Source organism: Streptomyces otsuchiensis (assembly GCF_004305975.1).
Taxonomy (GTDB): domain Bacteria; phylum Actinomycetota; class Actinomycetes; order Streptomycetales; family Streptomycetaceae; genus Streptomyces; species Streptomyces otsuchiensis.
Genome location: NZ_BHZI01000288.1, coordinates 1 through 7,030, shown reverse-complemented (window position 1 = coordinate 7,030; position 7,030 = coordinate 1). Strand labels below are relative to the sequence as shown.

The following is a 7,030-nucleotide window of genomic DNA, read 5'->3' as shown; positions in this document are numbered from 1 at the left end:
CCCACCCACCCCCGCCGTGTAGCGGGGGCGGCGTTCGGCGCGGATCACGACGGCCAGCCCGGCCATGATGACGCCCAGCGCCGGGTAGGCGAGCAGCGGCGGCGACTGGCCGAGCCAGACCGCGGCGATGAGCGCGGCGCCGGGTGCCTCCAGCAGGATCGCGGTCGAGGTGACCGACGGTCCGAGCCCCCGTACCACCCGGTTGAGCAGGGAGTGGCCCAGGAACTGGGCGGTGGCGGTCAGCACCAGCAGCTTCAGCCAGGTCTCCCCCGAGTACCCCGCCAGCTCGGTGCCGGCCGCCAGGCACGCCACCAGCAGCAGCACGGCGGTGGCCGTGTAGCAGACGAAGGTGTAGCCGGTGGTGCTGGTGGTGCGGCGCACCTCGTTGCCGATGAGCATGTAGACGGCCGCGGCGAGGCCGCCCGCGAGGGCCAGGGCGTCGCCGGCGAGGGCGCGGGCGGAGACGGTGAGGTCCACCCCTGTCAGCAGCAGCACCCCGGCGAAGGCGATGCCGGTACCGGCCCAGGTCCGTGCGGTGGGGCGGTGGCCGCGCAGCCGCAGCAGCACCGTGATCCAGATCGGCGTGGTGGTCACCAGCGCGACCGACGAGGCGACCGAGGTCATGTGCAGGCTGGGCAGCCACAGCGCGAAGTGCGCCGCCAGCGCGGCGCCGGCGGCCAGCGACAGCAGCAGGCGGCGGCGGCCCAGCGCGGCGATCTCGCGGCGCAGCGTGGAGCGGAACGCCACCACCGGTGCGAGGGAGGCCGCCGCCATCGCGTTGCGCCAGAAGGCGATGGCCAGCGCGGGAGCCGCGGTGGCAGCGATCAGCGGGCCGGAGAACGAGATACCGGCCACGGCGACGGCGAGCAGCAGCAGGTCCAGCCGGGCCTGGGGCGAGGCGAGCGACTCCGTGGGATCCGGCGCACCGGCGTCCCGTCGGTCGTGGGGGAGACCCGCCCGGGCCGGGTCCTGCGAGATGGCGCCGCCCGGCGCCGGCTGGTCGGCGGACGTTTTGCGGGCTCCGGTGGCCAACGCTCCTCCTGGGGTGCGGGGCCGAACGTCCGGCCGCCCTCAGAGTAAGCCCCGTGAGTGATACACGCTGCTGACGGTTCAGCTGCTGAGAAGGCGGACCGCGTGGGGACGCGGCCAGCCGGAGCGGACACGTCTCGGGGCCGTCCGCGCGGAGTGCGCGGACGGCCCCGGGAGGACTTGGCGGGCGGGGGACGCGCCGGTCAGCCGGCGAGTCCCGACGCGTGCCGGCGGCTCGGACTGCTGCTCGTCTGCACCAGCAGCGACAGCAGGACCACGCCGCACAGCGCGCCGGCGAGCAGCACCACCGGCACGCTTCCGGGGCCCAGCACCGTTCTGGTGATCAGGCCGCCGAGCATCGCGCCTCCCGTCCCCGTCGCCAGCGCGAGCCGGTGGTCGGGGAAGCGGGTGGGAAATCTGCGGACGGCGGCACAGGCGATGGCGATCCCGATGAGTGCACTCGCGGTCGTCTCCCAGACCATGGTCCCTCCCTGGCTGAGTTGTCTGTACGGCCAGTGCCGTCCTACCCAGGGACCGGAGCACGCGAAACGGCGGCCGGTGACCTTTCACCGACCGCCGTTTCGCGTCAGGGCCCGGAAGCCTTCAGACGGCGCCGAAGCCGACCTTGCGAGAGGTCTGCTCGCCGATCTCCACGTAGGCCAGTCGCTCTGCCGGGACCATCACCTGCCGGCCGCGCTCGTCCGTGAGGGTGAGCAGCCGGTCCTTGCCGGAGAGTGCCGCGGTGACCGCGCTCTTCACATCCTCGGCAGACTGCGCGCTCTCCAGAACGATCTCGCGCGGCGTGTGCTGAACGCCGATCTTGATCTCCACGGCTTGTCCCTCCGCATGGTCCATGACGTGCGCGAAGCCCGCGCCGCCGTTGTCCCGCAAGCGTAGCCGTGCCCCCGGCGGGAACCGGACGGGACGTCCACGCCCGTAGCGAACAGGGGCGCCGCGGGCGGCGGCGGCCCGCACGGGTGTGCGGCCGGGGCACTGCGGAGGCGGCGTGTCAGTCGTGCGGCTGCATGGGGAAGCCGGCGATACCGCGCCAGGCCAGCGAGCCCGTCAGCGACTTGGCGGTGCCACGGGGGATCTTCTGGCCCGAGCTGAGCCAGTGGCGTGCGGTGATCTGCGCCATGCCGCAGAGGCTGACGGCCAGCAGCATCGACTGGTCGCGGGGAAGGTCGGTGTCCTCGGCGATGACGGCGCACACCAGTTCGGCACAGTCCAGGGACACCTTGTCGACGCGTTCCCGCACCGCGGGCTCGTTGGTCAGGTCGGACTCGAACACCAGCCGGAAGGCGCCGCCCTCCCGCTCGACGTAGTCGAAGTAGGCGTCCATGGTGGCGGCCACGCGCAGCTTGTTGTCGGTGGTCGACGCCAGCGCCTCCCGCACGTCCTGCACCAGCGCCTCGCAGTGCTGGTCCAGCAGGGCGAGGTACAGCTCCAGCTTCCCGGGGAAGTGCTGGTAGAGCACGGGCTTGCTGACGCCCGCCCGCTCCGCGATGTCGTCCATCGCCGCCGCGTGGTAACCCTCCGCGACGAACACCTCCTGGGCGGCGCCCAGCAGCTGGTTGCGCCGGGCCCTGCGGGGCAGGCGCGTGCCTCGGGGGCGCGCACCGGTCTGCTCGATGGCTGTCACGCCGCCTCCCATGTGTGGGGACCTGCGGTGAGGTCGGTGGTCGGATCGCCGGGTGTGCGGCAGGGACGCCGGTGTCCCGCCTGGTGCCCGACGCCGTCATCCTACGTTCGGGTAACGGCGGGCTCTCCGTCGCGTGTCAAGGATTGTGCCCGGCGGGCCGTCGGGGCGCACCCTGTCGGACGGCCCGGCGCGGACCTCCACACCCTGCGCACAAAGCGTCACGGACGGGGCGCTTCGCCGTCGCTGTCGCCGCCGTCGCCGTCGTCGGTGGCGGTCGTGGCGGGACTCGGAGGGTGTGGTCGTCAGCGGTACTCGTCCTCGTCTCCGCGTTCGACGGTCCGGGTCTGCTCGATCACGTCGGCCGGGTCGGCCGCGCCGCCGGGGGTCTCCACCACCCCGGCCTCCGCTCCGACGCGCTCCTGGCGTGCGCGGGACGCGGCGCGCTCCTCCGCGGTGTCCGCCTCGGGGGCCTCGCCGCTCGGAGTCCGTTCGGAGGCGAGCACCTCCTCGACGCTGTCCGGTTCGCTGGGATCGATGGGCATCTCAGTGCACCTCCGATGCCGGATTCGGTCACGTTCGGTCAACATCCAGCGTAGGCGATCTCCTCGGGTCCGGCCCGGGGTGCCCGGGAGGATCACCCGCGGACGGTCGCTCCGCCGTCCCGGGTGTGCCGTTTCCCCGGCGGGCCGCCACGGACGGGGGAATGCCGGCGCCGGCATGGGCCGATCGGGGTTCACGCGTTCGGGGACGGTCACTGAGCGTGTCGAGCGGCTGCTCGGGGCGATGTCGGCCCGGGGCGCGGTGTCCGCGAAGGCGGCGGCCGGAGGCCCGCGACGCCCGTCCGGCAAGGCGGGGGCTCCTACCCCGGGCCGCCTCGATCACGCCGAAGAACCGTCGCCGAACAGTCAAGCGATATCGAAGCGATACGGGCGCCGTACGCCGGATGCGGCGTGAATGTGATGCCGGACACAGTCACGGTCGCGGGCCGTACTCGTAGGATGGCGCCATGCCATCGACCGAGGAGCGACAGGCCACAGCGGCACTTGCCGCTGCCGAGGCGTGGCCGGGCGTGCGTGAGGGCGAGACCATGCGGTCCGTCAGCCTGCCCGGCATGACCCTGGCGGTCCGGCGCCGTGCCTCCACCAGGGACGAGCTCGAACCGGCCCTCTTCGTCCACGGGTTGGGCGGTTCCTCGCGGAACTGGTCCACCCTCATGGAGCGGCTGGCCGGCGATGTCGAGTGCGAGGCGCTGGACCTGCCCGGCTTCGGGGCCTCCCCGCCTCCGGACAACGGCCAGTACTCGCTGGCCGCCCACTCCCGGGCCGTGGTCCGGTGCGTCGAGGCGGGTGGACGCGCGCCGGTGCACCTGATCGCCAACTCCCTCGGGGGAGCGGCCGCCACCCGGGTGGCGGCGCTCCGTCCCGATCTGGTGCGGACGCTGACCCTCATCTCGCCCGCACTGCCCGAACTCCGCCCGCAGCGCACCGCGTTGCCGACGGCGATGCTGGCGGCGCCGGGCATGTCGAAGCTGCTGCGCCGGATGACCAGCGACTATCCGCCGGAGCAGCGCGCCCGCGGCGTGCTGAGGCTGTGTTACGGCGACCCGGCCCGCATCACCCCGGAGGAGTTCTCCGGGGCGGCGGCCGAACTGGAACGCCGTCAGTCGCTGCCGTACTTCTGGGAGTCGCTGAGCCGGTCCGCGCGCGGACTGCTCAACTCCTACACGCTCGGCGGCCAGCACTCGCCGTGGCGGCTGGCCGAACGGGTGCTGGCACCCACGCTGTTGGTCTACGGCGGCCGGGACCGCCTCGTAGGCTTCAGGATGGCCGACCGCGCCGCGGTCGCCTTCCGTAACTCGCGACTCCTGACGCTGCCCGCGGCCGGGCATGTCGCGATGATGGAGTTCCCCGACGTGGTGGCGGACGCGTTCCGCGAGTTCCGTGCCGCCACTGTCGGGCCGCAGATCACCGATAACGCCGGGGGGCGTGACGCTTGATGCACCGGTCCGATCGCGAACAGTGGTCCCCTGAGGGCGCTGCGGCGGAGAGAGCGCCGGCCGATCCCCAGTTCGCGCAGCCTCCGGACAGTCCGGAGCACTACGGCTACCCGGCACCGGCCGGGCACCCGGACCCCACCACGTATCCCGAGGTCGCCGTGCCCGCACAGGACCGTGAGTCCCGCCCCGGCGGGTACGACCGCGGCGGACTCACCGCGGGCCTTCGGGCCGGCGGCGCGGGCCGTCACGCCTACGCCCCCGGTGCGGCGCCCGGCCCGGGGCCCGGCGCCGGTGCGGTGCCCGGGGCGGGTGTGGCGCCCGGCGATCACGGCGCGGCGCGCGGTGGTCCTCCCGCCGACAGCGACGGCCACGGGGGCCACACCGGTCACGGCGGCCACCCGCTGGACCACGGCGCCTTCCCGCCGCAGGGCCACCCCGATCCGTCCGGGACCGCCGACGACACCCTCGGCGCTGTCGGCGCCGGGACCCGGGGCTCACACCGGCGCAGCTCCGGGCCCCGCCAGGAGTACCTCGACGCGTTCGACAACCCGCCGCGTGCCGCCGCTCCGGGCGCCGGCCCGGGTGACTTCGGCGATCTCGGTGCCGACCCGGCGGCGCGTGGCCGGAGCCACGGCGCGCACGCCGGGCCGGCCGCGCGTCCCCCGGAGCCCGAGGAGCGGGCCGAGCCGTCCGACCCCGGGCCGCCGGAGCCGGAGGCGCCCACCTCCCCGGATCGCGGGGGCGGCTGGGGGCGCACCATCACCGGCATCGCCGCGGCCGGTGTGGTGACCGTGCTGACCATCTCCGTGATGGGGCAGATGGCGGAGGCCGAGCAGCCCGGATCGCCCACCTCCCAGGAGACCGGTGACGACGAGGGCGGCGCCGGTGCGGGTGGCAAGGAGCCCAACGGCGCCGGTGACGAGGTCGAGGAGGGCGCCGAGGCGCCCCCCGGCGCGGGCGGTACGCCGGAGCTCACCTACGACGAGGTGATGGCGCAGACCCTCCCGCTCGACCCCGAACTCACCGCTTCGGGCGAACTGGTCCCCGTGGAGGGCACCGAGGACGGTCCCTACCCGGACGCCCCCGACCAGTACCGCTACCGGGTGGACGTCGAGAGCGGCATGGACGTCATAGACCCGGAGGTCTTCGCCGAGGCCGTGCACCGTACCCTCAGCGACCCGCGCAGCTGGACCAACGGCGGCGCCCGTTCCTTCACCCGGGTCTCCTCCGGGACGCACGACTTCGTGGTGACGCTCGCGTCGCCGGGCACCACCGCCGAGTGGTGTGCGAAGTCCGGGCTCAACACCACGATCGACAACGTCTCGTGCGACTCGGCCAGCACCGACCGGGTGATCATCAACGCCTGGCGCTGGGCGCAGGGTGCCGACACCTACGGCCCGGACCGTATGCACGAGTACCGGCAGATGCTCATCAACCACGAGGTGGGGCACCGGGTCGGCTACGGCCACGCGGTCTGTCCCTCCGAGGGCGCGCTCGCCCCGGTGATGATGCAGCAGACGAAGTTCCTCACCATCGACGGCATCACCTGCGAGGCCAACGCCTGGCCCCACCCGGGCAACAGCTGACCGACCGTCCCGCCGCACGCGGCGCTGCCCCCGATCCCGGAACCCCGGGGCCGGGGGCAGCACCGCGTCCGGGTCGCGCGCGACGGCCTGACCGCGCGACGGCCTGACCGTCCGACCGCCCGACCGTCGCCCGGTGACCCGTGGCCGTGGTCTGACCGACGGTCAGAATGCCGCTCTTACCGCATCCCGACCGGCCGTAACGCCCGGCCGCGCGCATAGTTACGTTTCTTCACCCCTTCCGGTGGCGTGATGGACAACCGTCCGCCGTGTCCCCTCCCCAGCGACTTAGCTGATTCCCGCAGGTCCCGCCCCGGGCAGCGCACAGCGCCCGGCCGACGAGACCAGGAGTCCAGTCCGTCAGGGAGTAGGGAGTGCACCAGTGCGAATCGCACTGCTCACCGAGGGTGGCTATCCGTACGTGCGGGGCGAGTCCGGAGTCTGGTGCGAGCGACTGCTGCGCGGCCTCGGCGGCCATGAGTTCGAGGTCTGCGCGCTGAGCCGCAGCAGTCAGCAGGACGCCGGGCCGCGCAGCCCGCTGCCACCGAACGTGGTGCGGGTCCGTACCGCCCCCCTCTGGGGCGCCCCGCCGGAGCCGGGCACGGCGGACGGGGGGCGGATCTCCCGTCGTCTCGGACGCCGGTACGCCGACGCGTTCGGCGAGCTGACGGCGGCGCTGTGCAGTGCCGAGCCCACGAGACAAGAGGCAATCTCGTATGCCGTCTTCTGCTTGAAAAAAAAAACGCCGGCAACGACACCGGCCTCACCCACCTCGCCTCG

The 7,030-nt window shown here is 73.7% G+C and carries 8 protein-coding genes; 3 read left to right on the top strand and 5 right to left on the bottom strand.

What is annotated here, in order from left to right:
- The 5 genes from E0D90_RS21695 to E0D90_RS21675 form a co-directional block, all read right to left on the bottom strand.
- Positions 1-882 (bottom strand): DMT family transporter (locus E0D90_RS21695; RefSeq protein ID WP_227870391.1); only part of this gene is annotated, 882 nt, incomplete at its 3' end.
- Between the two features lie 350 nt (positions 883-1,232).
- Positions 1,233-1,511, bottom strand: coding sequence for a hypothetical protein (locus E0D90_RS21690; protein WP_130799736.1), 279 nt, complete (start codon positions 1,509-1,511; stop codon positions 1,233-1,235).
- Between the two features lie 121 nt (positions 1,512-1,632).
- Positions 1,633-1,860: a DUF3107 domain-containing protein gene (locus tag E0D90_RS21685; RefSeq protein WP_103503109.1), complete on the bottom strand. Its 228-nt coding sequence runs from the start codon at positions 1,858-1,860 to the stop codon at positions 1,633-1,635.
- 178 nt (positions 1,861-2,038) lie between these two features.
- Complete coding sequence (locus E0D90_RS21680; protein ID WP_103503113.1) at positions 2,039-2,671, bottom strand: TetR/AcrR family transcriptional regulator; 633 nt, start codon at positions 2,669-2,671, stop codon at positions 2,039-2,041.
- Positions 2,672-2,973: 302 nt separating this feature from the next.
- Positions 2,974-3,213: an Rv3202a family protein gene (locus tag E0D90_RS21675; RefSeq protein WP_130799735.1), complete on the bottom strand. Its 240-nt coding sequence runs from the start codon at positions 3,211-3,213 to the stop codon at positions 2,974-2,976.
- 464 nt (positions 3,214-3,677) lie between these two features.
- Here E0D90_RS21675 and E0D90_RS21670 point away from each other — a divergent pair, with 464 nt between their 5' ends.
- The 3 genes from E0D90_RS21670 to E0D90_RS28710 all read left to right on the top strand — a co-directional run.
- Entirely contained in the window at positions 3,678-4,667 is a 990-nt protein-coding gene (locus tag E0D90_RS21670) for an alpha/beta fold hydrolase (protein WP_103503111.1), read from the top strand.
- On the top strand, positions 4,667-6,253 hold the full coding sequence (locus E0D90_RS21665) for a DUF3152 domain-containing protein (RefSeq protein WP_130799734.1): 1,587 nt from the start codon (positions 4,667-4,669) through the stop codon (positions 6,251-6,253). Before E0D90_RS21670 ends, E0D90_RS21665 begins: the two co-directional genes overlap by 1 nt.
- A gap of 379 nt (positions 6,254-6,632) precedes the next feature.
- Positions 6,633-7,030 (top strand): DUF3492 domain-containing protein (locus tag E0D90_RS28710; protein ID WP_130799732.1); only part of this gene is annotated, 398 nt, incomplete at its 3' end.

Excerpts from the sequence above, each read along its gene's own strand:
- E0D90_RS21690 (WP_130799736.1), bottom strand. The coding sequence starts at position 1,511 with ATGGTCTGGGAGACGACCGCGAGTGCACTCATCGGGATCGCCATCGCC.
- E0D90_RS21675 (WP_130799735.1), bottom strand. The coding sequence starts at position 3,213 with ATGCCCATCGATCCCAGCGAACCGGACAGCGTCGAGGAGGTGCTCGCC.
- E0D90_RS21670 (WP_103503111.1), top strand. The coding sequence starts at position 3,678 with ATGCCATCGACCGAGGAGCGACAGGCCACAGCGGCACTTGCCGCTGCC.
- E0D90_RS21665 (WP_130799734.1), top strand. The coding sequence starts at position 4,667 with ATGCACCGGTCCGATCGCGAACAGTGGTCCCCTGAGGGCGCTGCGGCG.